We start from the raw sequence: 25234 nt of genomic DNA, 5'->3' as shown, positions 1-25234 counted from the left end.
GAACTGATTCCGACAAAAAGAATGTTTCGAGGGGGAAACTCTCATGGAGCTGAAGCGCAGTCTTCTCGATCAAGCCGCAAGCAAGCAGATCATCACGGACGAACAGGCTGAGCGGCTCTGGACGTTCTTATCGGAGCAGCAGCAACAAACCCCTTCTTTGCGCTTCACCCACATCCTCTATTACTTCGGCGGCCTGATTGCCATCGGGGCCATGAGCCTGTTCATGACCCTCTCGTGGGAAAGCCTTGGCGGTTGGGGCCTGTTACTGATTGCCCTCGTCTACGCCGGTGCCGGCCTGTGGCTCACCGAGTTTTTCTGAAGCGGCTGGACCAGAAGATTCCCGCGGGGATCACAGCGACCTTTGTGGTTGTCCTCACACCCCTTGCCGTTTTCGGGTTTCAGGCCGGCATGGGCTGGTGGTCGGGCGGCCATGAATACCGGGACTACCACCGCTACATTGACTGGAGCTGGTTTTTCATGGAACTGGCCACTCTGGCTTCAGGCGCAGGCATGCTCTGGCGTTACCGGTTGCCCTTCCTGGTCATGCCGGTGGCCGTCACGCTCTGGTACATGAGTATGGATCTGGCGCCCTTCCTGTTTGGCGCGGAGTACGTTTCCTGGGAACTCAGGAAATGGGTTTCGCTGTGGTTCGGTCTCCTGATCGTCCTGCTGGCTTTCTGGGTGGATATCCGAAACCAGAGCAGCCGCGATTTTGCGTTCTGGTTATACATTTTTGGTGTCACGGCGTTCTGGAGCGGACTTTCATTGATGGAGTCTGATAGCGAATGGAGCAAGCTGTTCTACTGCCTGATAAATCTGGTGATGATCATGGCCGGCGCCATTCTGGGCCGGCGGGTATTCGTTGTGTTCGGCGGCCTGGGCGTCGCAGGTTACCTTGGCCATCTTGCTTATGAGGTCTTCGAGGACAGCCTTCTATTCCCAATCGCGCTTACGTTGATCGGGCTCGCGATCGTGTGGCTGGGTATTCTCTGGCAGCGTCACGAGCAGCGGGTTTCAGAACGGTTGCGAAGCCTATTGCCCGCACCGCTCAGGGAACTGATCGAGCGCCGCCATTAGTCTGAGGGATTTCACCGTAAACCTCAGGCGTAAAACATCAGAGGCACAAAGGCCACCAGCAACAAAGAGATCCCCATGGCAATCAGCGGCATAATGATACGCTCGTGGCGCTGATAGAAGGTCCCCGTTTCCTGTTGCGCCGCCAGCACCTCTGCTTCTCCGACCACCTGGCGGGTCAACAGATGGTTCAGGGCGACCGGCGGACTCAGGTAGCCCAGTTCGAAGGCCACCAGGGTGACCATCCAGAAGTGGATGGGGTGTATGCCGCTGGAGTAGGCAATCGTGGCAACGGTGGCTGTCACCAGGATCACCGCACCGAACGCGTCCATGATCATGCCCAAAATCACCAGAATCACCACCATCAACAGCATGGCCGACCAGGCACTTTCAAACGATTGCGGGAAAGCCTCCATCAGGTGCGCCCGTTCGATTACCCCACCGATACTAACCGACAGACCGAGCAACAGCAGTAATGCGCCAATTTCCGCGGTTGTGTCGTTAGTGGCGCCACGGAGACTTCGTTCAAGCCCCTGGTGGTTGATCTCCCCAGAGGCTTTGCCCTTCCGGTTTTTCAGGCTGACATGCTCATAGACAAGGATGGCCAGCATGATCACCGGCAACAGTCTTGGCGCCGAGAATTCATCCATCCCGACATCCAGAGCCAGACGGTAGAACAGCACGACGCCGGCGATGACCAGGACATAGGGAATCAGGGGTTTGAGGGCCTGGGTCATGGCCGGGAAGGCCTCGGCGGAGGGCGCCAGGTTGAACTGGCTCTGGCGGTTCACACTCAGGGCCACAATCGCAAACATGGTGGCAGTGAGCACAAACACCCAGATACCCCAACCAAACAGTTCATCGGTTGTGACTTCCCGATTCAGGTAGGCGATGACCACCACCAGCAGACAGGGCCGCAACACCACCCCCAAAGAGCCGGACATAGCGGTGGCTGCCAGGGCCAGATGCCGTCGGGCACCGGCCGCGCGCAGCTCGCTGTAGATAACCGCGCCCGCCGCGATCACAAAGATGCCGGACGCTCCGGTGTAGGCCGTGGGCACGGCGGCAACCAGAACCGCTACAACCGCCAGCATTTCCGGCGGCATGCGCCAGGGCCGGAAGACATTGAACACCAGGGTGGCAAGACGGGTCTGCTTCAGCATCATGCCCACCCAGACGTACAGGCCGACATTCAGGAACATGTCGGACAGTTCCATCATCTTGCCGAGATAGATACCAATCCCGGAGGCGTGTCCAATCAGAGCGAAATAGGTGCCAGAGATCAGGCACATCACGGTATACAGGGGAACAGCCAGGAAAGCCTTGTTCAGGCTGCCGCCCTCCTGAAGGTCATCGGGAACCCGGAACAGCCGGTACAGGCTGGCCAGGGTCAGGCAGGCGAAACCGATAATCCAGAAATTGTGCAGCAACAGCTCTTCCGATGAGACCGCCGTGTCCGAGCCAAGGCTGGATTGTCGGAAGATCGCACTCGAGCCCAACAACATGGCGTTGGCAATGGTTTGCAGGGTATGAGAGACGGTGTAATCCAGCCGTGTCTCCATGGCGCGCATGGCGATATGATGCCGGGTCAGGGTGGCTGTTACCGCACACAACATGACCAGGATGATCAGAATGAAGCGCTGAGACTCCAGACCGAAGGCAATCAGGTCGGCAATAAAGAGTTCAACGGCCCGATAGGCTTTCACTCCCGGTGTCAGTTGGTCCCTGAGGTTCTCAAAATTCCGGTGGGCTTCACGGCAATCCGCAACCGCCCGTTCGATGGCGATTCGGACATCGTCCGGATCTTTCTCCTCGGCCCCCAGCAACGCTGCCATGGGGTCGTCCACGGAATCATCGGCGGCCATTTCGGCCGCGACCGCTGCCTCAATATCACGGTTTGGGTCACAGGTCGGTTGAACCGGGTCCATCCGCAACTTGTAGTAGCCACTCCAGAGCTGTTCGCCTCCGCGCAACATCTGGTTATGGATATCACTGCTTGTGGAGAAGATGACCACCGCAAGCAACAGCAGACAGGCCGGTAGCGATGAAAACCACTCCAGCCCGCTCCGATGAAAACCGCCCTTCGACATAACTGATTACTCTGGGTAGGAAGTGATTACAGCAGATCGTCCAGGTCCATGGTTTCAACCTCTTCCTGCTGGTCATCCCAGAAGGTACCGAGCTGACCCATAGGCGTGCGGTGCCCGGTATTCTCAACCCACAAACGATCAGACACCGCGACGATCATATCGGTGGCCATCGCATCCACGAATCGCCAGTCGTCGTTGGACGGAGTATTCTCGACGGATTCTGCGTGTTCCCTGATTACCTCCCGAACCATCGCCTCGTCCCCCTTGTTCAGGGCCGCGATAGCATGGAAAACATGAGGCAGGCGAACGCCCGCAGCTTCACCCTGCTCGTCAGCAATGGCCAGCCGTTCAAAGGCATCCTCACCGTCTGGCTGGGCACCGGGAATCATGACCCAGACCGTTGCCCTCAGAGCCATGGGCGCACCCCACCATTTCTCGTTATCAAGGCAGCTGGTAGCACGGGCGGCAATGGAACCCACGTTTGCCGGCACGCCGATGGAGGAGGTGGACTGAATCTGGGCGTTGAGAGCCTGAAGACCGGAAAGCAGGCCGGCCATGTAGATAAACTCATCCATGTCGTCATCGAAATCCGGGCATTCGCCATCTGCAGGATTTCCGTAATGGGCATTGTGGTGTTGCCAGGCCGTGTAATAGCGCCGCGCGGCGAGGGTATGGGCCCGCTTCTGACGGATCATGGCATCTTCAGCGGCATTCCCGTTCATGGCGTGCAGAGCCGCAAGGGCAGCAAGCTCATGTTCACGGGCCTCTTCCTCGGCACAGCCGCCGGCAGAGAGGTAGAGCATCACCGCAAGCTGGTCCGGCTCATTGGTGACTCGGCCAAAGGACATCAACAATGGCGCGGTCGCCTCGCTCATGGCGCACCCCATGGCCAGGTCGTTACTCTCCATCAGGAAGGGTACCGTGTGACTCCGCGAGAAGCCCTGCATCACATCACCGGTGGTCTTGTACATCATGTGATTGACCATACTACAGCCGCTCAGAACCACGCTGGCCGTGAACGCTGCCACGAGATTTCGGACACGGCGCGCCGTCAAAAGCGCCTTTTGGGAGGGATTCCGGAAATGGGTCATACCTTCTTCACCTTTTGCGTTTTTGTTCTGATGCAGTTCTGCGCCGATCCCGCGGGCCAGACTCCGTCGGATAAACCGGTTTGTTACAGACTGTAACCAGGTGGGCATTATGGCCCAGGAGTCCCGGCTTTTATGCGACCGATGCCGCAAATGACGCTAAATTAAACACACCGATGCCGCCCGGAGGTTTGCACAATGGGACGGAAGCCACTATAGATTGCAGCAACCGTGAATCGTTGTGATTCCGGCCAGGACAGAGACTGAAACAGCAGAAATACAATAAAAGGAGTATCCGATGCGCAAACCTGAACTCGCCGCGGCCATTGCCGACCGAACCGGCCTCACCCGGGACAAGGCCAGCGAAGTGATTACCGCGTTCACCGACCAGGTGTCGGCCGCTGCCTCCCGGGGCGAAGATGTCACCCTGATCGGCTTTGGAACCTTCAATATTCGCAGTCGTGAGGCGCGGGACGGACGCAACCCTCAAACCGGCGAGACCATTCGCATCCCTGCCAGTAAAACCGTGGGCTTCAAGGCCGGGAAGGCACTGAAAGACGAAATCCGCTAGTCAGCCGCAGGCCCGCTCATGCGGGCCTGATTCACTCCAGTGTCAGGTACCGGCGACGGAGGCACACTCGGAACGGGTGGCATCTACCCGGCACCGAATCGCCTTCATCAGCTTGATGGCCCGCTCATCGTAAACACCGTCTTCCAGTAACGATAGCCGCACCTTGCGCAGCATCTTGTCGTATTCGGCGGTATCTTCCCGCGGCAACTCCATCCACACGTCTTCAGGAATCTCCGCCTCTGCCTGGGCAATGATTTCATACGCCTCATCAATGCGCTTGATCGCCTGGTCCCGGACCATCTGGCCGGCGGAATCGGGGAACCGGTCGCGGTGGATGATCACCTGGAAATTCATGTAGCCCAAGGCATATTTGACCACGGCCCCGTTGGGCTGGACGCCCTTGTATAACTCCAGCGGGGTATAGGCGACGGCCGGGGCGTAAGCCAGGTCAACGCTGCCGTTATTGAACTTACCGGCAAAGTTCGCGGAATTGGACCCCACCACGGAGGCGCCGACATGGCGAACCATCCGGACCGATGCCTGATCGTAGTCCAGGGTGGCAATCCGTTTGCCCTGAAGCTTTTCGACCGAATCGATACTGCGGTCCCGGGTGTGAAGGTAAATGGCGCCGCCAGGGAACACGCCTGCCACTTCGTAGGGGCCGTCAATCAGGAACGGCCGGGCCTTGGGCTGGCTCAGGGTGTTGTACAGCAGGCGCATTTCCTCTTCGCCAGGCACGGCGCCCATGGCTTCAAGGCTGCCGGTGAACTTGTTGAATTCACGGGCACGGGTGCCGGTAAGCAGAACAGCATCGCACTGCCCCGCCTTGAAGTCCTCGGCAGCCACCTTTTCATCGGTATAGGCGCGAAGATCCAGCTTGATGCCATTTTTCAGGGCAACCGGCTGAAAGGTCTTGGTGATGGCAAACAGGGGGCCATTGGCACCAACCGGGTCAAAAACGCAAAAACTGCGTTCCAGAGGCTCATTCTGTGCCTGCGCCTGGCCCATTGAGGGAAAGACCAGACTGGCACAGAGGGCAGCCGCCATGGCTACCCGCTGGGGGAAGTTTGCTGATTTCACGGGATGACTCCTGGTTATTATTGTCGGGCGCCGGTCTGGGTTTCTGGACCGGCCAGGCCACGCTTTCCTTGGTCGACCATAGGGCGACGGCTACAAGAATACGTTGGCACAGGTGCCTGCCATCAAGGGTTTTTCAGCAAAAGGGGGAGATTCTGTGATGGTGTCGACAGAGGTTTCGCAACCCCTGCCGCACTTTCATGCCGTAAGCCGATATCAGTTCGCCGGCTTTGACCAGGCCTTGCGACCTTCACTGAGGGTGAGCCGGACAACACCTGGCAGTTCGCGGTCGGTCACCGGCGCATGGCGACCCGCTGAAACCAGTGTTTTCGAGTTCGGCGTCCAGAACGCATCGGGATCAAACAGGCAAAGATCGGCCATTTCGCCCTCTGCTAGTCGGGCTTTCCGACCAAGAACGGAGGCCGGACCGGCAGTCAGAGCCCGGATCAGGTCGGGCAACGCCAGCTCATTCATTTCCACCAGCTCCAGACCCAGCGACAGCACACTCTCGATGCTGGACAGCCCCGGCTCGGTAGCAGCCATGGGCGCCTGCTTTGCAGCGGTATCATGAGGCTGATGCTGGCTGACGATAGCATCAATTACCCCTTCCCGGACACCGGCTATCAGCGCCTTGCGATCGCTCTCGCCACGCAGTGGCGGGCGGACGTGGAAGCGGCTGTCAAAACCGGCAAGCGCCTCCTCCGTGAACACCAACTGATGCATGGCCACATCGGCGGTGACCGCAATACCCCGGCGGCGGGCATCGGCCAGCATTTCAACACTGCGACCGCAGGAGAGCTGGCTGAGGTGCAAACGTACCCCGGTTTCCTCGGCCAGTAACAGCATCTCCATCACCGCAGCGGTTTCCGCCACTTCCGGAATACCAAGCAGGCCCAAACGCGAGGTCACCAGGCCATCATGGGCGTAGCCGTCGGCGGCCAGGGCCTGGTTCTCGGGGCTGAACATCACCGTCAAACCAAACGTCTGGGCGTAGGCCATACACCGGCGCAATATGCGGGCATTGCGCACGCCCCGGGAACCATTACCCACGGCAACACAGCCGGCTGCGGCCAGGCCAGCCATATCACTGAGCAGATCGCCCTCAAGACCTCGGGTGATAGCGCCAATGGGCAAAACCCGGATGGGCGAACGGCTGGCAGCACCATCACGGATCAGGTGGGTGACGGCACTGGAATCGTTTACCGGCGAGGTTTCCGGCGAGGCGCACACGGTGGTAAATCCGCCGTGGGCCGCGGCAAGGGTCTCCGAAGCGATGTTACCTTTCTGACCGTTGCCCGGCTCACGGACATTACAGCAAAGATCGACAAACCCCGGTGTGATTATGCCGTTGTCTGCGCTGATGGTCTCGTCGGCTGTCTCCCGGGCGGCGGCTTCGCCCATCGCAACAATACGGCCATCCCTTATCAACAGTGCGGTATTCTCCTGCTCTGCGCCCTGGCCATCGAACAGGCGGCCTCCGGTGATTTTCAGACTGCTTCCGGATGTATTGACACTGCTCATGCCTGGCCCCTCTCACTCAGTTTCTGCTGGCGCTCGGCGACCTGACCGCCCATGGCCATGGACATGACCGCCATCCGGATGGCAATGCCGTTAGTGACCTGGTTCAGAATCACCGATTGCGGCCCGTCGGCCACCGCCGACTCAATTTCAACGCCGCGGTTGATGGGCCCCGGATGCATGACGATGCATTCCGGATGCGCCAGCGCCAGTTTCTGCTGGTTCAGTCCGTACAGCCGGTAAAACTCCCGCTCGCTGGGCAGCAAAGCGCCTTCCATCCGCTCTTTCTGAAGCCGCAGCATGATCACCACATCCAGGTCCCTCATGCCCCGGTTCATATCGTATTCAACCGTGCAGCCAAGACTTTCCACGTCTTTGGGAAGCAGCGTCCCGGGAGCAATGACCCGTACCTCTTCGGCACCCAGCTCGTTGAGGGCCCTGATCTGGGAACGGGCCACCCGGGAGTGCAGGACGTCACCGACGATAGCGACTTTCAGGCCCTCGAACCGCCCCTTGTGCTGGCGGATCGTCAACATATCCAGCATGGCCTGGGTCGGGTGGGCGTGACGGCCATCACCGGCGTTGATAATGGCGACGCCGGGGGTCACGCTCTCGGCGATAAAATGCGGCGCACCACTCTGGGAGTGGCGGACCACGAACATGTCGCTGGCCATGGCTTCCAGATTGAGCAGCGTGTCAGACAGGGATTCGCCCTTGGAGGTGGCCGAGGTACTGATGTCCAGGTTAAGCACATCCGCAGACAGTCGCTTGGCCGCCAGCTCAAAGGTACTGCGGGTGCGGGTACTGGATTCAAAAAACAGGTTCACCACGGTCCGGCCCCGGAGCAGCGGCACTTTCTTGATGGTGCGCTCCCCCACCTCGATAAAGGAATCCGCCGTGTCGAGGATGTCGGTCAGCAAGGCGCGATCCAGGCCGTCGAGAGTAAGGAAGTGCCGCAACTGACCATCCCGGGTCAGCTGCAAGTGGTGCGGGGAAGAGTCGTTCGCGGTCATGGGTCGCCTGTTATCTGATTCGGAGGTTTATTGTCCGGCTTCCTGGAGCTCGATGCGGAGCGGGTCGGGGCCACGCAGTTTGACTCGCTGATGGGATTCCAGCGCCATCGTCTTGCCAGCCACGTCGGGCTGGATGGGCAGTTCCCTGGCGCCGAGGTCAATCAGGGTGGCCAATATGATACTGGCTGGGCGGCCATAATCGAAGATCTCATTCATCGCGGCGCGGATGGTCCGGCCGCTCATAATGACATCGTCAATCAGGATGATGTCCCGACCCTCGGTATCGAAGGGCAAGCTTGAGGGTTTGACCCGGGGATTCAGGCCAATGCGGCTGAAATCGTCGCGGTAGAAGGAAATGTCCAGTTCGCCGAACGGCTCTTCGATACCCAGGCGCTTGCTGAGCACATCCGCCAGCCAGACACCACCGGTACGGATACCGATCAGAACCGGCGATTCCACGCCCCTTTGCTCCAGCGTCTGACGCAGCCCTGACTCCATCTGGTCAAGCAACTGATCAATATCAAGCAATGCCGTCATTCGGTCCTCACTGTTGAAAAAAGGTTTCCAGGATCAGCACCGCGGCCCGGTCGTCGACTCCGTGACGTCCAAAATCACGACTGCCCCCGGCGGCCATCACTTCGCCCTTGGCTTCGAAGCTGGTGAGCCGCTCGTCCACCATCTCGACCGGCACGTGGTAACGCCCGTGCAGGCGCTTGCCGAACTTGCGCGCCCGGGCACACATATCGTTTTCGGTGTCGTCCATGTTCAGAGGCAGGCCAACCACCACCAGGTCCGGGCGCCACTCCTCAAGCAGGGATTCAATCTGTTGCCAGTCCGGAATACCGTCGCGGGCGGGAATCAGCGCCACTGGCTGGCCGGACCCAAGCAATTCCTGGCCTACGGCAACGCCAATCCGGCGGGTACCAAAATCAAACGCCATAACCCGGCGACTGGTAGTCTCAGGCATGGCCGACCGATTCACTGAGCTGGTTGAGATCTATGCCGATCAGTTTGAGTACGGCCTTGTAACGTTCTTCCCAGGGGGTACGAAACAGGATCTCCGTGGTGGCCGGGCAAGTGAGCCAGGCGTTACTGCCCAGCTCCTCTTCCAGCTGCCCCTCGCTCCAACCGGAGTAGCCCAGGGCCACCAGATATTCCTCGGGGCCCTCACTACGGCCAATCCCTGCCAGTATGTCGCGGGATGTGGTCAGCAGAACATCTTCTGTGACCTTTGCCGTATTCTGCCAACTGGTTCCGGGGGGATGCAGCACAAAGCCCCGCTCCGGCTGCACCGGACCACCGCTGAATACCGGCAGATCCAGTTCGCCCCCTGGCATGTCCAGTTGTTCCAGAATCTCGCCCAGGTGAATGTCCAGCGGGTGATTGATCATCAAGCCCAGAGCACCGTCGTCGGAATGCTCGCAGATATAAATAACGCCGCCATGGAAACGGGGATCCGCGAGATAGGGTGATGCAACCAGAAAATGGTGCCGCAAGCTGTGGGGAGAGTGTTTTGATGCTGTCATCCGGATGTCAGCCCCCGACGCTGGAAGGACCAGGTACGTATGATTTCGAGTTCATCCACCTCTTTCCGCATTTCGTCCGGAAACGGTGCAAAAGGCGCGGCCATCCTGACAATGCGTATTGCTGCATCATCCAGCACGGTGCTGCCGGAAGACTGAAGGATAGCCACCTCTTTAATGGTGCCGTCTTTCTTCAGCGACACCAGCAACCTCAGTGTGCCATAGATTCCGGCATTGCGCGCCTCGGTGGGGTAATTGATGTTGCCCACCCGGGTTACCTTGCTGACCCAGTTCTGGACATACCAGGCGTTGGTAGACTTGAGCGTGGAGGCAGCGGTAACACGCATCACCCTGGGTTTGCGGGCATAGGCCTGCTGCTGGGCATCGAAGCGGGCCTCCAGGCTGGCAATTTCAAGGCTACGCTCCATCAGGCTCTTTTTCTCCCGCACGGGCAGGGGCTCTTCTTCGGGCGTGGTGCGTTCCTCAGGCGCCTGAACCTTCTGACTGGACGCGCTCTCGGTCTGCACCACCTGTTTTTCCTGGCGCGGCTGCGGCTGGGTCTGGGACGGCGGCTCGGGCTGAACCTGAGCCACTTCAGGCTGACTGACCTCCGCCGGCTGGGGCGTGGTCATTTCCCGAACCTCTTCCTGGGTACCGCTGCCCTTCTGACTGGTCTGGGCCAGAAAATCCGCTTTCTCGGGAGCTTCTTCGTCGTCGAACTGGGACAGGGTGATCTCCATGGTCTGAGCCGAGGAACGGGGCGACTCAGGCGCAAAGGTGATACCCAACACCACAATGGCGTGCACTGCCAACGCCATGAAAAGGGTGAAGGAAAACCGGTCGAAGTCGCTTACCTGAACTGCCATTCCTGATACGGATCCTGTCGTTAAACCTGCCCGGTGACCACTACCGGATTAAGCCTGGCCCAGGCGTTTTGCGATTGCATCCATCAACAGACCACCAATATCGATCCCGAAGGCGGCATCGAGTTCCCGGATGCAGGTCGGGCTGGTGACATTGATTTCGGTAAGATAATCACCGATCACGTCCAGGCCGACAAATATGAGGCCCTTCTCTTTAATCACCGGCGCAACGCGCTCGCAGATCTCCCGATCCCGGGCGGTCAGTTCCCGACCTTCGCCGCGGCCGCCGGCGGCAAGATTGCCCCGATTCTCCCCTTGGGATGGGATTCTCGCAAGGGAATAGGGTACCGGCTCACCGTCGATCAACAGGATACGTTTGTCACCATCGCTGATTTCCGGAATGTACTTCTGGGCCATGGCCTGGTGAGTGCCATAGTTGGTGAGGGTTTCGATAATGACCCCGAGGTTGAAATCGTTTTCGCGGATCCTGAAGATCGAATGACCGCCCATGCCATCCACCGGCTTCATGATGACATCGCCGTGCTTGGCATAGAACTCGCGGAAACGGGTTGCCGAACGCGAGACCAACAGAGGTGGCGTCAGGTCCTCAAACTGCGTGGCAAACAGTTTCTCGTTGCAGTCGCGAAGCGTGGATGCCGGGTTGACCACCAGGGCACCCTGCTGCTCCGCCGCCTCCAATATATAGGTGGCCATCAGGAACTCACGGTCCACCGGCGGATCCTTGCGCATCAGGATGACATCGAGATCCCCCAGCGCCCGATCCTGGCTGGGCCCGAAGCTGTACCAGTTCTCGGGATCCATGTGGACGGTCAGGTCGCGGGTGTGCGCCATGGCCGTGCCGCCATCGAGATACATATCCGGCAGCTCCATGTATTCGATTTCCCAGCCACGTTTCTGGGCAGCCAGCAACATGGCCAGTGAGCTGTCTTTCTTGAAGTGGATATCTTCAATCGGATCCATCACGATCCCGAGTCTGACGGTCATGAGCGTTCCTGCAGTCCTGAGGGTTAAAAACACGAACCGGTCTGCAGAGCGGACCGGGCATTAAGTGCTATGCTGTGAAATCAAATGGTATTGTACCCGAGCTGCAAATGCATCCGGAGAAATCCTCAGTCAGTTACGTGACGTTGCGGGCAGAAGTACATTTGGTCACAAACTAATACTTTTTATCCGGCCATTGATAATCTATAAATGAGCGGGGTTTATAGAAGAACCTTAAGGTTTGTGTTAAAACCCCCGTTTTAAAATAACGACAGTCGCTGAGCGCAAGGCAGTTGGACAATGGATGACAACTTCGAGAATTTGAAGATCATGGTGATCGACGACAGTAAAACCATACGTCGCACCGCAGAAACCCTTCTGAAAAAGGTCGGCTGTGAGGTCATCACCGCGACTGACGGCTTTGACGCTCTTGCAAAGATTGCCGATTCCCAGCCGGACATCATTTTTGTCGATATCATGATGCCTCGCCTGGACGGCTACCAGACCTGCGCACTTATCAAGAACAATTCCTCCTTCAAAAAGACGCCGGTTATCATGCTCTCCAGCAAGGACGGGCTGTTCGACAAGGCCAAGGGCCGGATCGTCGGCTCGGACCAGTATCTGACCAAGCCGTTCAGTAAGGATGAGCTACTCAATACCATCCGCCAGTATGTTCCACAGGCGGAACAGTAAACCTGCTGACCCCAAGAACTTTCGAGGAAACCATGGCCCGCATTCTGATTGTTGACGATTCCCCTACCGAGGTTAAGAAAATTTCCACGATCCTGGAAAAGCACCAGCACGAAGTGCTGACCGCCGACAACGGTGCCGACGGTGTTGCCAAGGCCCGTGCTGAAACCCCGGATCTGGTTCTGATGGATGTGGTTATGCCCGGCCTGAATGGCTTCCAGGCAACCCGCCAACTGACCCGCGCACCGGAAACCGCCTCCATCCCGGTGGTCATCGTAACCACCAAGGATCAGGAAACTGATCGCGTATGGGGCACCCGCCAGGGCGCCAAGGGTTACCTGGTCAAGCCGGTTAACGAAGACGACCTGATCAAAACAATCAACAGTCTGATTGCCTGATCCCCAACCGTGGAGTACGCATGTCCGCCCAGGCCGCCCCTTTTGCCGTTCTGACGGATATCGCCGAGCGCAGCCGGTCTCTGGCTGCCGGCCTGCCGGAGCAACAGGAAGCCGTTGAACTCTGGAACGGCATCGGTTTTGTTCTCGCAGGTGAACGCTACGTTGCCCCCATGGGCGAAGTCACTGAAATCCTCCATGTCCCCAGGTTCACCCACATACCTGGGGTTCGCCCGTTTTTGCTTGGCGCCGCCAATGTCCGTGGCCGCCTCCTGCCTCTGGTTGATCTCGCCGGCTTTTTCGATATTCCCCGCTCTTCCCGCAGCCAGCGGGAGCGGCGAGTGCTGGTTGTTGAGCAGGGCGATATTTTCAGCGGGCTGGTAGTCGACAGTGTCCTGGGTATGCAGTACTTCGCAACTGACAGTTTCAAGGATTCGCCCGAGGGCGTGCCTGAAAACGTTCAGCCGTTTGTCTCAGGCGGATATGAACGCAACGAGGAAGTCTGGAAAGTGTTTTCGGCCGTCGACCTGCTCGAGGACGAACGGTTTCTGGACGTCGCACAGTGGTAAGGGTGGTGACAATGGCAGGAACATCACCCTGACCGCCTGAAACCCGAAAAAACAAACTTGCCAATTTCTTGAAGAGGCCGGGAGCCAGAAAATGAAGAACAGAGCCGGAAGACTCAGTATGGGACAGGGAGGCAACAAGCTGGTTGCCGGCCTGATCGCCGCGCTGATCGCACTCACCATCCTGCTCGTTGTCGTGCTGTTCATTATCAATCAGGACAGCCAGAACGATCAGGAGTACATCGCCAACACCGCCGAGCTGAGGGTACTCTCTCAGGAGATCGCGAAGAACGCGACCGAGGCTGCCGGCGGTACCGCCGAGGCCTTCAACCAGCTGCGCCGCTCCCGTGACGAATTCCAGCAGCTCTGGACCAACGTAACCGAGGGTAATCCGGAAACCGGTCTGCCGCCGAGTGAACTGGCCCAGCAGAGTGGCGTTCAGGAAAACTGGAACACCGTGCGGGAAAACGCCGACAGCATCCTCTCCACCCAGGATGCGGTACTCGGCCTGCACGAGGTAGCCCGGACCCTGAACGAAACCATCCCGCAGCTGCAGGTTGAGTACGACGATATCGTACAGATCCTGCTCGACAATGACGCGCCTGCCGAACAGATCGCACTGGCCCAGCGTCAGTCGCTGCTGGCGGAGCGGATTGTTCGCTCGGTCAACAACGTACTCTCCGGTGACGAAGACGCGGTTATTGCCGCTGACCGTTTCGGTCGCGACGCAAGCCTGTTCGGTCGAGTGCTCGAGGGCCAGCTGAACGGCAACCCGGCGATGGGTATCTCTCAGGTTAATGACGAAGACGCCATCTACGGCCTCGAAGCGGTCGATGAACTGTTCCAGTTCGTTTCCCAGAACGTAGACGCGATCCTTGAGGCCTCTCCCGACCTCTTCAAGGTTCGTACTGCCGCCAGCGACATCTTCCAGAATTCAGAGATCCTCCTTTCCGAACTCTCGGTACTGGCTGAAAACTTCCGGACCCAGTCCGGCTCACGACTGGTCAGCCCGACCCTGGCCTTCGCCATCCTGGCCGCCATGGTGGCGATCGTTGTCTTCATCGGTCTGGCCCTGTACCGCGAAGCCCAGGCCCGACTGGCTGCCACCCAGGAGCAGAACGAGCAGAACCAGAACGCGATCCTGCGACTGCTGGACGAACTGGCCGACCTCGCTGATGGTGACCTGACCACCGAGGCCACGGTTACCGAGGACTTCACCGGTGCCATCGCCGACTCCATCAACTACGCGATCGACCAGATGCGCGGATTGGTACAGGCCATTCGTGGTACTGCGGTACGGGTAGCGTCAGCGGCCCAGGAAACCCAGGCTACGGCCATGCACCTTGCCGATGCTTCCGAGCACCAGGCCCAGGAAATTGCCGGCGCCTCCGCCGCGGTTAACGAGATGGCTGTGTCCATCGACCAGGTATCCTCGAACGCTGCCGAATCCTCTGCGGTTGCGGAGCGGTCGGTTGCGATCGCGAAGAAAGGCGCGGAAGTGGTACAGAACACCATCCGCGGCATGGACAACATCCGTGAGCAGATCCAGGAAACGTCCAAGCGGATCAAGCGTCTGAGTGAGTCTTCCCAGGAAATCGGTGACATCGTATCCCTGATCAACGACATCGCCGACCAGACCAACATCCTGTCCCTGAACGCCGCGATCCAGGCCTCCATGGCCGGTGACGCGGGCCGGGGCTTCGCGGTGGTTGCGGACGAAGTTCAGCGACTGGCGGAACGTTCCTCCGCAGCTACCAAGCAGATTGAAGCGCTGGTAAAGACGATCCAGTCGGATACCAACGAAGCGGTTATCTCGATGGAACACACCACCGCCGAGGTGGTCCGTGGTGCCCGTCTGGCCCAGGACGCGGGTATCGCACTCGAGGAAATCGAGAACGTATCCATGTCTCTGGCGGAACTGATCCAGAACATCTCCAACGCCGCGCGTCAGCAGTCGTCGTCGGCCGCACACATTTCCAACACCATGAACGTTATCCAGGAAATCACGTCCCAGACCTCCTCGGGTACCAATGCGACCGCGAAGTCCATCGGTAACCTGGCAGAAATGGCGTCCGAGCTGCGGTCTTCCGTTGCCGGCTTCACCCTGCCGGAAGAAGACGTGGCGGAACAGGAAGAAGAGGAAGACAGCGACGTTCCGGTGGTGGGCTGATTTCCGTTCCAGGGCTGTTGACGGTTTATGGCGCAAATGCATAACAACCTGTCACCTGCCGAGGGCATCTGGTCACTGCGCCGACTCCCGGATATGGACGAGGCGCAGTTCAGCCAGTGGCAAACCCTGCTGGAACACCGAACCGGCATAACCCTGTCCGCGGAACGCCGTTCGTTTCTGGAAACGAACCTTGGCATCCGGATGCGGGAGATCGGCTGCAGCAGCTATCAGGCCTACTACGAAAAAATCGTATCCGGGCCCGATGCAATCCGGGAATGGTCAACACTGGTCGATCGGCTCACGGTTCAGGAAACCCGGTTTTTCCGTGACCCCGACGCCTTCCGGCTGGTTTCCGACTACGTCCTGACCCGGCCTCGGGAGCAGCTGAAAAAGCGCCCTCTGGAGGCCTGGAGTGTCGGATGTAGCACCGGAGAGGAACCATACACCCTGGCCATGGTGCTGAATGAATGCATGAGCCAGCTGGCGTTGCAGCCGCTGTTCGGTGTCACCGGCTCTGATATCAGCAAGCCGGTGATCGAGAAAGCCCGGAACGGTCAGTTCAATCCCCGCAAACTGCTGGGAATGGATGAAGACATGAAAGCCCGGTATTTCCGCCCGGCCGAGCGGAATACCGTAGAAATTGTGAACAGCATCCGTGACAGGGTGTGCTTTACCAGACTGAATGTTCTGGATCTTGATAAAGCGCCCATGCACGGGATGAACATTATCTTCTGCCAGAATCTGCTGATTTATTTCCGTCGCTGGCGCCGGCGGGAGATTGTCAAGCGACTTGCAGAGCGGCTGGCGCCCGGGGGGTTGCTGGTTCTGGGCCAGGGAGAGCTGACCGATTGGCAGCCTCCCGGGTTACAGAGAGTCCCCTCGGAACATGTGCTGGCGTGGATCAAACGCCAGACTGACGAAGAATAACCGGAGTGGTTATGGGCAATCACCATGACAGCATCGCCCTCGACTGGGTTCGGGGAGAGATACAGGACACGCTGACCCAGGGTCAGCATGCACTGGAAGCGTATGTCGAGAATCGTGACGACACCGCGCGCCTGCGCTTCTGCCTGAATTATCTCCATCAGGTACACGGCACCTTGCAAATGGTCGAGCTCTACGGTGCAGCCCTGCTCACCGAGGAGATGGAAAAGCTCACCCAGGCCGTACTCAACGAAACCGTTGCCAATACCGACGAGGCGGTTGAGGTCCTGATGCAGGCCATTCTGCAGCTGCCCCAATACCTCGAGCATCTGGCCAGCAGTCAGGACGATTTTCCGATGGTGCTGCTGCCACTGCTTAACGACCTTCGGGCCGCCCGTGGCGAATCCCTGCTGTCTGATACTTCATTGTTCAAACCGGATCTGGCGCCCTCACGAATCACAGTGACCGGCAAGGTATCGCAGCGCCTGCAAGACCCCACCGTTCTGGGCCACATCCGCAAGCTGCGCCAGATGTACCAGTTTGCGCTGGCCGGCGTCATCCGGGAAGCGGATCTCGATGCCCATTTCGAGTACATGCAGAAGGTGATCCAGCGGCTGATCCGTTTGTGCCAGAAAACGCCCCGGGGTGAGCTCTGGAAAGCGGCCAGTGCGTTCGTGGAAACACTGCAGGCACACGTCAATCCGGTGAACGCAGCAGTGAAATCCCTGCTCAGGGAACTGGACAGTGAAATCCGCCGGCTTACCGACGAGCATGCGGATATCCTCCAGCAACCGGTACCGGAAGCGCTGCTAAAACATCTGCTCTATTACGTTGCCCGTGCCCGGGATCTGGATTCGCCTCAGGTCAGCGCCCTGCGGGAGGCCTACCAGCTGAACCAGGCACTGCCATCGGAAGACGATGTTGATGCCGCCCGAACCCGGGTATCTGGTCCGGGCCGGGACGCCATCCATTCGGTGGTGGGTGCGCTCAACGAAGAGCTGGCCAAGCTCAAGGACCAGCTGGACTTGTTTGTTCGCTCAGAGCTGCGCCAGAACAGTGAGCTTGAGGACCTGCTCCCAGGTTTGCGCCAGGTGGCCAATACCCTGGCCGTGCTGGGTCTGGGGATACCGCGAAAAGTGGTGACCGAGCAGGTCGAACTGGTAGAAAACCTGAGCGCCCAGTCCGAACAGGTTGATGACGGCACCCTGATGGACATCGCCGGCGCACTGCTTTACGTCGAAGCCAGTCTCGCTGGCCTGGACAGTGACGGACAACAGGAGTCGTCCACAGAGGAGGCCTCCGATGCCCCGGTGAACCTTGGCTCACGTGAGCTGGGTGAAGCCAGTGGCGCGCTGCTCCGCGAATCCCGCAACACCCTGGAGCAGGTTAAGTCCGCCATCGTGAATTTCATTGCCTCGCAATGGGATACCCTGGAAATTGAACACGTCCCGGGCCTGCTGCACAGCATTCGCGGCGGCCTCAGCCTGATCCCGCTGGATCGGGTTGCCGGCATGCTGGCCTCGGCAGAGCGCTACATCACCGACGTGTTGTTGGGCAGCAAACAGGTTCCGGACTGGAAACAGCTGGATATCCTGGCCGATGCGGTCACCAGCATCGAGTACTACCTTGAACGTCTGGCCGAGGGTATTGGCGAAAACGACTCGATTCTCAGAGTTGCCGAAGACAGCCTCGCATCCCTTGGGTTCCCGGTCGGCGCAGAGCCCACCTGGACCGAAACTGCCGCAGAAGACGTGCCGGTTGTTGAACCGGCTGAAGAGCAACCGGAAACCACCGTTACGGCTGCCCCAGAAGAAACCAAGAGCTCGGATTCGGAGCTTCTGGACGATGAGATTCTCGGCATTTTCGTTGAGGAAGCCGAAGAAGTTCTCGAAACCATCCACGAATTCTATCCCCGGCTGCGCCAGAACCACGATGACCATGAAGCGCTGACCGAGGTTCGTCGTGCCTTCCACACGCTCAAGGGGAGCGGCCGACTGGTTGGCGCCACCAGTATTGGCGAACTGGCATGGTCTGTTGAAAACCTGTTGAATCGTGTGATTGACCAGACCATTCGACCCACCGACGACATGTTTACCCTGGTGGACGAGGTCAATGCCCGCATTCCCTCGCTGATCCGTGAGTTCAAGGAAGGCCAGACCGCTGGCGACGTTGAAACACTCATCAGCCGCGCCGAGGCCATGGCGACAACCCGCCGCACCGACGATGAAGCCGTCGAGACACAGGAAGTTGCTGAGGTGGAAGACACAGCGGTCGATGCGCAAGAAGAGACCCTGGAAACAGAGTCGTCCGTCGAGAAAAACGACACCGCCGAGGCCGCACCTGAAACGTCTTTCGATGAAGACGACCTGATCGACGATGAAATACTCGAAATTTTTGTTGAAGAAGCCGGCGAGGTGCTGGAAACCATCCGCGAATACCTGCCGATGCTTCTGCGTCAGCACGATGACCGCAGCGCCCTGTCGGAAGTTCGCCGTGCCTTCCACACGCTGAAAGGCAGTGGCCGCATGGTCGGCGCATTGGTTGTCGGCGAATTGGCTTGGTCCGTTGAAAACATGCTGAACCGCGTGATCGACGGCAGCATTTTCATGAACGATGACATTGCCAGCCTGCTGGAAGATGTCACCGCCAACCTGCCGGCCCTGGTCGAAGATTTTGAAAAACGCCGTGCGCCGTCGGTCGACACCTCGAACCTGGAAGCCCGTGCCAACGCCCTGGCCAACGGCGAAATTCCCGATGCCAGCATGATGCCGGTGGCGGAGTCCGATGGCTCGGAAGCCATGGCTGAAAACGAATACGCAGCGGCTGAGGAAGAGGCCGGGAACACAGACGAAGATGCGGTCGACCCGGTATTGCTGGATATTTTTGAAAGCGAAACCGAGACCCACCTGCAAACACTGAAGGACTTCCTGTCGGCAGCAGGTGACAAAACCACGGTTGCCTATACCGATGATCTTTCCAGGGCCCTGCACACGCTCAAGGGCAGCGCACATACCGCCGGCATCGCCCCGATCGCAGCGGTGATCACGCCTCTGGAACGATTCGTCAAGGAATCCCGGGCTCAGAACAAGCGTGCCAATCGTGACGTGCTCTCACTGATCGAATCCGCCTGCGACTTCCTGACCCAGGGACTTGCCCAGATTCGTGAAAACCCGCAGGCCTCGCTCCCAGGCACCGAAGCGTTCCTTGGGAAGCTGGATCAACTGACGGAGGAAACGCTCCGCAGCCACAGCGAGGAGGCGCCAAGCCAGCATCCGGAGCAGGCACCATCGCAGCTGGTCCAGCTGTTCCTGAACGAGGGTCTCGACATTGTTCTTGATGCCGACCGGATCCTGGATCACTGGGCTGACAACCCCGGCGAAATGGCGTCGTTGAATCCACTACGCTCCGAACTGGAACAGCTGACCTCTGGCGCTTCCGAAGCCGGTCTCGGCGAAGTCGCCGCGCTCTCGGGTGCATTGAAGGAAACCTATGACGAGGCTGCACGGCGCGACCAGGCGCCGGACCAGACTTTCTTTGAAACTGTCCGCGCCGCTCATGAACAGCTGATCAACATGATGGACCAGGTGGCAGCCGGTCTTGCCACCGAATCCAGCGAGGATATGGTCGCCGCCCTCGAAGGCCTGAAGCAGGTCCAGATCCCGGAAAATCAGGAACCGGACGCCTTCGACCAGGAATTCACCGGCGACCTCGAGGAGATCGATCTCAGTCTTGAGATGGATGAGACCGAGACACCAGCCAGTGAAGACGCCCAAACCGCAGAGCAACCGCCGCTCCCGGAAACCACTGAATCCGACGACGAAATGGATGAGGAACTGGCGGAGATCTTCCTGGAAGAAGCCCGCGACCTCATCGACAGCACCGCCGAAGCGCTCCAGAACTGGAGCGAGAATACGGCCAACCTTGATATCCTGCGCCTGCTTCAGCGGGACTTGCATACCCTCAAGGGCGGTGCACGGCTGGCAGACATCCCGGCCGTCGGCGATCTCTCTCACGAACTGGAAAACCTGTTCGAGGGGCTGACTGAACAGCGGTTGTCGATCAACGACGAGCTCTCGGACTTGCTGTTCCGCTGCCACGATCGTCTGGCCGGCATGGTCGAAAACCTGGAAGCCAAGGAGCTTCCGCGTCCTGCGCCGGATCTGATCGCTGAAATCCAGGCCTATATGGACAACGCCACCGGAACGCGCCCGGTTACCAGCGTAGCCAGCCCCGATGAAGAATCTGAGCCGGCTGAAACGGCAGAAGAACAGGCGCCGCTTCCTGACGTGGAAGAACCGGAAGAGACTGATGTTGCCGGAACCGATGAAGCTGCCGGGTCGGAGGAAGGCGTTGCCGATCTTTCCCACCTGGATCCTGAGCTGGTCGGCATCTTCCTGGAAGAAGCCTACGATCTGATCAACTCCACGGGCAGCGCGCTGCATACCTGGACCGAAGATCCCTCGGATCGCAGCATTGCCGCAGAACTCCAACGGGATGTTCACACCCTGAAAGGCGGCGCCCGGATGGCCGGAGTAGAGGCCATCGGCGACCTGACACATGTGCTGGAAGACCTGTTCGAAAAGGTTGCGGAAGGTCAGCTTGAAGCCAGCGAGTCCATGAACGACCTGCTGTTTGCCTGCCATGACCGGTTGGCGCAGATGGTCGAACAGGTGGCTACCCAGAAGCCCTGCCCGCCGGCCAATGAGCTGGTCGCCCGGGTCCAGTCCATCTTGCGGGGCGAGGAAATGCCTTCCGATGCCCGCGACGAGGAGCCGGAGCAATCGGCAGAGACTGAGCAAACTGTATCACCGGCCGAGGAAGTGCCGGAAGCCGCCAGCCTCAGCGAGACTCTGACCCAGGCCAGTGACGACGATCTGATTGGCATCTTCCTGGACGAAGGTCTGGAAATCTTTGACGCCATCAGCGAATGTCTCGACCAGTGGCGCGACGAGCCGGAAGAACTGACCGGCCTGACCGAGCTGCAGCAGGAACTGCACACCCTCAAGGGCGGCGCACGGCTTTCCGACGTTGATCCGATTGCCAACCTGGCGGAGGCCTGGTCAGACGCTCTCGACCCACTGATTTCCGGTTCCAACAACCAGAAGACGCTGCTAAGCCTCAGTGATCGCGCCCTGATCAGCCTCAAGGCCATGCTCAACACCCTGGAGGAAGGCAACAAGCCGGAACCGGATACCGGGCTTATTGAAGACTTCCGGGCCGCCCACGAGGTGGCAACCGAAGAAACGGCTGCGCCCCGTGAAGAGTCCGAGCACGAGGCCATTGACCCGGAAGTACTGGAGATCTTTCTGGAGGAAGCCGGCGAAATCATGGATCAGCTCGAGCAGCTGCTTGATGACTGGCGCAAGGAACCGGCAAACCACAACTTCAATCAGGAAGCCCAGCGGGCACTCCACACCCTCAAGGGCGGTGCCCGTCTGTCCCAGCTGACCGAGCTTGGCGACAAGGCACACGCCTTTGAAACCCGTTTGATTGATCTGGGCGGCAACGCCCCGGATGAATCACAGTGGCAGGCGATCACCGAAGATCACGACGCCATCATTGCCCTGGTTGCCGATATCCGTAAAGGCTATGAGTCCGGCTCGGGCGTGCCCGCAGCGACGAAGGCCGAAACACCGGCACCTGTCGCACCGGAACCCAAGAAGCCTGAAGAGCCGACACCGCCTGCCAGGGCGGAAAAGCCGGTGGCACCGGCGCCGAAGCCCGAAAAATCTCCCGCCAAGGCCCGCAAGCAGGCGGCCGAAGCGCAGCGCGCTGCCCAGGAAACCATCCGGGTCTCCGCACCGCTGCTGGATGACCTGGTCAACCTGGCGGGTGAAACCAGTATCACCCGTGGCCGACTGGAGCAACAAACCAGTGATTTCGGCCACACGCTGGACGAAATGGCCGCTACCATCGAACGTCTGCGTGAGCAGCTACGCCGGATGGAAATCGAGACCGAAGCGCAGATCCTGTTCAGTGCCGAGAAAGAACACGGCCCGGATTACGGTGACGACTTCGACCCGCTGGAAATGGACCGTTACTCGTCCATCCAGCAGCTGTCCCGCGCATTGACTGAATCCTCTTCGGATCTGGCCGATCTTCGTGAGACTCTGTCTGACCGGGTTCGCGACACTGAAACCCTGCTGGTACAGCAATCTCGGATCAACACGGAACTCCAGGAAGGTCTGATGAAGACCCGGATGATTCCGTTTGCCTCCATGGTGCCGCGTCTGCGCCGCATTGTTCGCCAGATCAGCGGCGAGCTGGGCAAGAAGGTGGATTTCGATGTCCGCAACGCCGAAGGCGAGATGGACCGGAACATCCTCGAGCGCATGATCGCGCCCCTGGAACACATGCTCCGGAACGCCCTGGACCATGGTATCGAGAGCCCGGCCGATCGGAAGAAAGCGGGCAAGCCGGAGACCGGCGAGGTTACCCTGTCACTGACCCGTGAAGGCGGCGATGTGGTCCTGCGCATGATCGACGATGGCGCCGGTATTCCCTCTTCGGTGATCCGCGACAAGGCCATCCGTCAGGGCATGTTGCGAGAAGATGAAGACCTGTCCGAACGGGAAATCCTGCAGTTTATCCTGCAGCCGGGCTTCTCCACCGCCCAGCAGGTCACCCAGATTTCCGGCCGGGGCGTGGGCATGGATGTGGTTGCCAGTGAAATCAAGCAACTCGGCGGCAGCCTGGATATCGATTCCGCCGTGGGCCGCGGCACCACCTTCACCGTGCGCCTGCCGTTCACGGTGTCTGTGAACCGGGCCTTGATGGTTTCCACGGGCGAGGATTTCTACGCGATCCCGCTTAACACCATTGAGGGTATCGTTCGAGTCAGCACTTACGAGCTTGAGGAATATTACAAGCCGGATGCGCCGCTGTATGAATACGCCGGCCAGGAATACCGGCTCCAGTACCTGGGCAGCCTGCTGAACAGTGACCACCATCCGAAGCTGCAGGGACAGGCTCTGCCGCTGCCGGTGATTCTGGTGCGCGGTGCCGAGCAACCCATGGCCCTGCAGGTGGACAACCTGATGGGCAGTCGGGAGATTGTTGTTAAATCTCTCGGACCCCAGTTCAGTTCCGTTCGCGGCGTGTCCGGTGCCACCATCCTGGGTGACGGTAACGTGGTTGTGATTCTCGACCTGCCGGCCATGATCCGTTCCGACATCCTGTCCGAACGCCAGCGCCTGGCCAATCTCGAGAAGGCTCGCGAGTCCGCCCGGTACGAGGAACAGGCCACCGTGGTCATGGTGGTGGACGACTCGGTTACAGTGAGGAAGGTCACCTCGCGGCTGCTGGAGCGAAACGGCATGGAAGTCATCACCGCGAAAGACGGGCTCGATGCGGTGGCACAGCTGCAGGACCACAAACCGGACATTATCCTGCTGGATATCGAGATGCCGCGGATGGACGGTTTCGAAGTTGCCAGCTTTGTTCGCCACGACGATAACCTGCGTGAAACACCGATCTGCATGATCACCTCCCGGACCGGCGAGAAACACCGCGAACGTGCGCTGGCCATTGGTGTCAACGAGTATCTCGGCAAGCCGTTCCAGGAAACCGAGCTGCTTGAGACCATTGAGCGGCTGACCGGAAGGCAGTGATGACCGGCCAATGTGGCCGGCCAAAGGTCGGGATCGTCTCGGATGTGGTCCTGCAGCGTCATCGGCTGCAGGCCGCCACATCCAAGTTCGGTCTCGAGGTGCGCTTTTCCGGGGATCCGGACCGGTTGCTGGGTTATCCCGAGTTTCCCGATGCCAGCCTCTGGCTGGTAACCCTGGAGGACGAGGCCGACCACCCGTTACTGTTCGATCACCTGCTTGAAAACACGGAAGCGCCGGTGCTGTTCGGGCTGGACGAAGCACCCAAGCCCGGGAGTACAGAGTACTTCCGGTGGGAGCGACGGTTGCTGGGCAAGCTGGAACAGCAACTGGGGCACCTGGAAGAGCTGGATTCGGAAGCCACACTGGCAGAGCTGGAGCAGGACACGCCGGCGGCGACTCCATCACCGGACCTGCCACACTGGATTCCTCCGGCTGCCCCCGGATCGGTCGCTGAGGAAGTCTGGATTCTCGGCGCCTCGCTGGGCGGGCCCGCGGCGGTCAAGACGTTTCTGGATCACCTGCCTCCGAATCTGCCCGTTGGCTTTATCTATGCCCAGCACATTGATGGCAACTTTACCGAGGTTCTGACCCGGGTGCTCGGGCGTCACGCCCACTATCAGCTCAAGCGAGCGGAAGAGGGCTACCAGGTCAAGAATGGTGACGTCGTGCTGATGCCGGTGGAGCACGAGTGGAAAGTGAGTGAACAGGGTACCCTGACGGAAACCAGCACCGCCTGGCCAGGTCCCTACGGGCCCTCTATTGATCAGGTTTTGCTGAACGTCGCTGATCATTACGGCCAGCGCTGCCATGCTATTCTTTTTTCCGGCATGGGTAATGATGGCGCCATTGCGGCGCCGTTACTGAAAGCTTACGGTAGCCGGATCTGGGTGCAGGAGAGCACAAGCTGCGGCAACAGCTCCATGCCCGAATCCGTGGTCGCAACCGGTTGTGCCGGTTTTTGCGGCACCCCGGAGCAGCTGGCCCGGGAACTGGTAAAAACCATTGAAGAATCCTGCCTGCTCAAGAGCCGGCAGAAACGGGACTCCGCCTGAGGTAACAA

At 59.3% G+C, this 25234-nt stretch carries 20 protein-coding genes; 10 read left to right on the top strand and 10 right to left on the bottom strand.

The features are described 5' to 3' along the window. The first annotated feature begins 43 nt into the window (after nucleotides 1–43). Both ABNF92_RS11650 and ABNF92_RS11645 read left to right on the top strand, forming a co-directional pair. The gene (locus ABNF92_RS11650; protein WP_349342219.1) at nucleotides 44–319 is read left to right on the top strand and encodes a hypothetical protein; all 276 of its coding nucleotides are present in this window, start codon (nucleotides 44–46) and stop codon (nucleotides 317–319) included. Next, nucleotides 298–1077: a DUF2157 domain-containing protein gene (locus ABNF92_RS11645; RefSeq protein WP_349342218.1), complete on the top strand. Its 780-nt coding sequence runs from the start codon at nucleotides 298–300 to the stop codon at nucleotides 1075–1077. Before ABNF92_RS11650 ends, ABNF92_RS11645 begins: the two co-directional genes overlap by 22 nt. Nucleotides 1078–1100: 23 nt before the next feature. On the opposite strand, the gene ABNF92_RS11640 is transcribed toward ABNF92_RS11645, so the two are convergent. Together ABNF92_RS11640 and ABNF92_RS11635 are read right to left on the bottom strand one after the other, a co-directional pair. Then, nucleotides 1101–3164 carry a TRAP transporter large permease subunit gene (locus ABNF92_RS11640; protein WP_349342217.1) on the bottom strand — a complete coding sequence of 688 codons (2064 nt, stop codon included), beginning with the start codon at nucleotides 3162–3164 and terminating at the stop codon, nucleotides 1101–1103. Nucleotides 3165–3190: 26 nt separating this feature from the next. After that, complete coding sequence (locus tag ABNF92_RS11635) at nucleotides 3191–4255, bottom strand: hypothetical protein (RefSeq protein ID WP_349342216.1); 1065 nt, start codon at nucleotides 4253–4255, stop codon at nucleotides 3191–3193. 295 nt (nucleotides 4256–4550) lie between these two features. Here ABNF92_RS11635 and ABNF92_RS11630 point away from each other — a divergent pair, with 295 nt between their 5' ends. Continuing rightward, on the top strand, nucleotides 4551–4823 hold the full coding sequence (locus ABNF92_RS11630; protein WP_064229608.1) for an HU family DNA-binding protein: 273 nt from the start codon (nucleotides 4551–4553) through the stop codon (nucleotides 4821–4823). Nucleotides 4824–4865: 42 nt separating this feature from the next. On the opposite strand, the gene ABNF92_RS11625 is transcribed toward ABNF92_RS11630, so the two are convergent. From ABNF92_RS11625 to gshB, 8 genes are all read right to left on the bottom strand, one after another. Next, the gene (locus ABNF92_RS11625; RefSeq protein ID WP_153634086.1) at nucleotides 4866–5903 is read right to left on the bottom strand and encodes a putative solute-binding protein; all 1038 of its coding nucleotides are present in this window, start codon (nucleotides 5901–5903) and stop codon (nucleotides 4866–4868) included. Between the two features lie 213 nt (nucleotides 5904–6116). Further along, nucleotides 6117–7421, bottom strand: a complete 1305-nt coding sequence (locus ABNF92_RS11620) for a dihydroorotase (RefSeq protein WP_349342215.1) — start codon at nucleotides 7419–7421, stop codon at nucleotides 6117–6119. Continuing rightward, entirely contained in the window at nucleotides 7418–8431 is a 1014-nt protein-coding gene (locus ABNF92_RS11615; protein ID WP_069182274.1) for an aspartate carbamoyltransferase catalytic subunit, read from the bottom strand. The genes ABNF92_RS11620 and ABNF92_RS11615 overlap by 4 nt, the downstream gene beginning before the upstream one ends. Nucleotides 8432–8458: 27 nt before the next feature. Further along, nucleotides 8459–8968, bottom strand: a complete 510-nt coding sequence (pyrR, locus tag ABNF92_RS11610) for a bifunctional pyr operon transcriptional regulator/uracil phosphoribosyltransferase PyrR (protein WP_222465635.1) — start codon at nucleotides 8966–8968, stop codon at nucleotides 8459–8461. A gap of 7 nt (nucleotides 8969–8975) precedes the next feature. Then, entirely contained in the window at nucleotides 8976–9398 is a 423-nt protein-coding gene (gene ruvX, locus ABNF92_RS11605; RefSeq protein ID WP_222465636.1) for a Holliday junction resolvase RuvX, read from the bottom strand. Further along, on the bottom strand, nucleotides 9391–9957 hold the full coding sequence (locus tag ABNF92_RS11600; protein WP_069182277.1) for a YqgE/AlgH family protein: 567 nt from the start codon (nucleotides 9955–9957) through the stop codon (nucleotides 9391–9393). Before ABNF92_RS11600 ends, ruvX begins: the two co-directional genes overlap by 8 nt. After that, nucleotides 9954–10820, bottom strand: coding sequence for an energy transducer TonB (locus tag ABNF92_RS11595; RefSeq protein WP_069182278.1), 867 nt, complete (start codon nucleotides 10818–10820; stop codon nucleotides 9954–9956). The genes ABNF92_RS11600 and ABNF92_RS11595 overlap by 4 nt, the downstream gene beginning before the upstream one ends. Nucleotides 10821–10868: 48 nt before the next feature. Next, nucleotides 10869–11822 carry a glutathione synthase gene (gshB, locus tag ABNF92_RS11590; protein WP_083231733.1) on the bottom strand — a complete coding sequence of 318 codons (954 nt, stop codon included), beginning with the start codon at nucleotides 11820–11822 and terminating at the stop codon, nucleotides 10869–10871. Nucleotides 11823–12119: 297 nt separating this feature from the next. Here gshB and pilG point away from each other — a divergent pair, with 297 nt between their 5' ends. The 7 genes from pilG to ABNF92_RS11555 all read left to right on the top strand — a co-directional run bounded on the left by pilG (nucleotide 12120) and on the right by ABNF92_RS11555 (nucleotide 25226). Then, entirely contained in the window at nucleotides 12120–12512 is a 393-nt protein-coding gene (pilG, locus tag ABNF92_RS11585) for a twitching motility response regulator PilG (RefSeq protein WP_008175635.1), read from the top strand. A 32-nt stretch (nucleotides 12513–12544) separates the two neighbouring features. Next, nucleotides 12545–12907, top strand: a complete 363-nt coding sequence (pilH, locus tag ABNF92_RS11580; protein WP_008939836.1) for a twitching motility response regulator PilH — start codon at nucleotides 12545–12547, stop codon at nucleotides 12905–12907. A 20-nt stretch (nucleotides 12908–12927) separates the two neighbouring features. Continuing rightward, nucleotides 12928–13473, top strand: coding sequence for a chemotaxis protein CheW (locus ABNF92_RS11575; RefSeq protein ID WP_069182279.1), 546 nt, complete (start codon nucleotides 12928–12930; stop codon nucleotides 13471–13473). 91 nt (nucleotides 13474–13564) lie between these two features. After that, on the top strand, nucleotides 13565–15640 hold the full coding sequence (locus tag ABNF92_RS11570) for a methyl-accepting chemotaxis protein (RefSeq protein ID WP_349342214.1): 2076 nt from the start codon (nucleotides 13565–13567) through the stop codon (nucleotides 15638–15640). Nucleotides 15641–15667: 27 nt separating this feature from the next. Further along, nucleotides 15668–16567 carry a protein-glutamate O-methyltransferase CheR gene (locus ABNF92_RS11565; RefSeq protein ID WP_069182281.1) on the top strand — a complete coding sequence of 300 codons (900 nt, stop codon included), beginning with the start codon at nucleotides 15668–15670 and terminating at the stop codon, nucleotides 16565–16567. Between the two features lie 11 nt (nucleotides 16568–16578). After that, nucleotides 16579–24174: an Hpt domain-containing protein gene (locus ABNF92_RS11560; RefSeq protein WP_349342213.1), complete on the top strand. Its 7596-nt coding sequence runs from the start codon at nucleotides 16579–16581 to the stop codon at nucleotides 24172–24174. Further along, the gene (locus ABNF92_RS11555; protein WP_349342212.1) at nucleotides 24174–25226 is read left to right on the top strand and encodes a chemotaxis protein CheB; all 1053 of its coding nucleotides are present in this window, start codon (nucleotides 24174–24176) and stop codon (nucleotides 25224–25226) included. Before ABNF92_RS11560 ends, ABNF92_RS11555 begins: the two co-directional genes overlap by 1 nt. Nucleotides 25227–25234 lie beyond the last annotated feature (8 nt).

It is taken from the genome of Marinobacter sp. MMG032, from assembly GCF_040112695.1.
GTDB classification, from domain to species: Bacteria; Pseudomonadota; Gammaproteobacteria; order Pseudomonadales; family Oleiphilaceae; genus Marinobacter; species Marinobacter salsuginis.
This window is presented reverse-complemented; position numbering and strand designations above follow the sequence as displayed.

Bases quoted from the DNA above. Each gene is read 5' to 3' on its own strand.
- gshB (WP_083231733.1), bottom strand. From the start codon at position 11,822: ATGACCGTCAGACTCGGGATCGTGATGGATCCGATTGAAGATATCCAC.
- ABNF92_RS11640 (WP_349342217.1), bottom strand. From the start codon at position 3,164: ATGTCGAAGGGCGGTTTTCATCGGAGCGGGCTGGAGTGGTTTTCATCG.
- pilG (WP_008175635.1), top strand. From the start codon at position 12,120: ATGGATGACAACTTCGAGAATTTGAAGATCATGGTGATCGACGACAGT.
- ABNF92_RS11595 (WP_069182278.1), bottom strand. From the start codon at position 10,820: ATGGCAGTTCAGGTAAGCGACTTCGACCGGTTTTCCTTCACCCTTTTC.
- pyrR (WP_222465635.1), bottom strand. From the start codon at position 8,968: ATGACGGCATTGCTTGATATTGATCAGTTGCTTGACCAGATGGAGTCA.
- ABNF92_RS11635 (WP_349342216.1), bottom strand. From the start codon at position 4,255: ATGACCCATTTCCGGAATCCCTCCCAAAAGGCGCTTTTGACGGCGCGC.
- ABNF92_RS11560 (WP_349342213.1), top strand. From the start codon at position 16,579: ATGGGCAATCACCATGACAGCATCGCCCTCGACTGGGTTCGGGGAGAG.
- ABNF92_RS11650 (WP_349342219.1), top strand. From the start codon at position 44: ATGGAGCTGAAGCGCAGTCTTCTCGATCAAGCCGCAAGCAAGCAGATC.
- ABNF92_RS11570 (WP_349342214.1), top strand. From the start codon at position 13,565: ATGAAGAACAGAGCCGGAAGACTCAGTATGGGACAGGGAGGCAACAAG.
- ABNF92_RS11555 (WP_349342212.1), top strand. From the start codon at position 24,174: ATGACCGGCCAATGTGGCCGGCCAAAGGTCGGGATCGTCTCGGATGTG.
- pilH (WP_008939836.1), top strand. From the start codon at position 12,545: ATGGCCCGCATTCTGATTGTTGACGATTCCCCTACCGAGGTTAAGAAA.
- ABNF92_RS11620 (WP_349342215.1), bottom strand. From the start codon at position 7,421: ATGAGCAGTGTCAATACATCCGGAAGCAGTCTGAAAATCACCGGAGGC.
- ABNF92_RS11600 (WP_069182277.1), bottom strand. From the start codon at position 9,957: ATGACAGCATCAAAACACTCTCCCCACAGCTTGCGGCACCATTTTCTG.
- ABNF92_RS11615 (WP_069182274.1), bottom strand. From the start codon at position 8,431: ATGACCGCGAACGACTCTTCCCCGCACCACTTGCAGCTGACCCGGGAT.
- ruvX (WP_222465636.1), bottom strand. From the start codon at position 9,398: ATGCCTGAGACTACCAGTCGCCGGGTTATGGCGTTTGATTTTGGTACC.
- ABNF92_RS11630 (WP_064229608.1), top strand. From the start codon at position 4,551: ATGCGCAAACCTGAACTCGCCGCGGCCATTGCCGACCGAACCGGCCTC.
- ABNF92_RS11575 (WP_069182279.1), top strand. From the start codon at position 12,928: ATGTCCGCCCAGGCCGCCCCTTTTGCCGTTCTGACGGATATCGCCGAG.
- ABNF92_RS11565 (WP_069182281.1), top strand. From the start codon at position 15,668: ATGGCGCAAATGCATAACAACCTGTCACCTGCCGAGGGCATCTGGTCA.